This window comes from Microbacterium sp. GbtcB4 (assembly GCF_019091465.1).
In the GTDB taxonomy this organism is placed as follows: Bacteria; Actinomycetota; Actinomycetes; order Actinomycetales; family Microbacteriaceae; genus Microbacterium; species Microbacterium paraoxydans.
The window spans coordinates 1-238 of sequence record NZ_JAGXJJ010000525.1; the positions used below are offsets into that span (position 1 = coordinate 1).

The 238-nt window shown below is 66.4% G+C and carries 1 pseudogene; it reads left to right on the top strand.

Annotated elements, in window-relative coordinates:
* Window positions 1-238: pseudogene (locus tag KVS71_RS18695) on the top strand (ABC transporter permease); the annotation flags it as partial.

Here is a 238-nt window from a genome sequence, read left to right on the forward strand (position 1 = left end):
TGGGCGAAGACGTGCTGAGCCAGATCAGCTACGGCACCCGCGGCGTGAACGTCGTCGGCTTCCCCGCGGCGTACATCGCCACGATCATCGCGATCACGAGCGGTGTGAGCGCCGGCTACGTGCGCGGCTGGAAGAGCGAATCGCTGTCGGCCCTGACCCACGTGTTCCTGGTGATCCCCGGCATCCCGCTGATCTTCCTCATCGCCTCGCAGTTCGAGAACCCGCCGCCGGTCGTGAT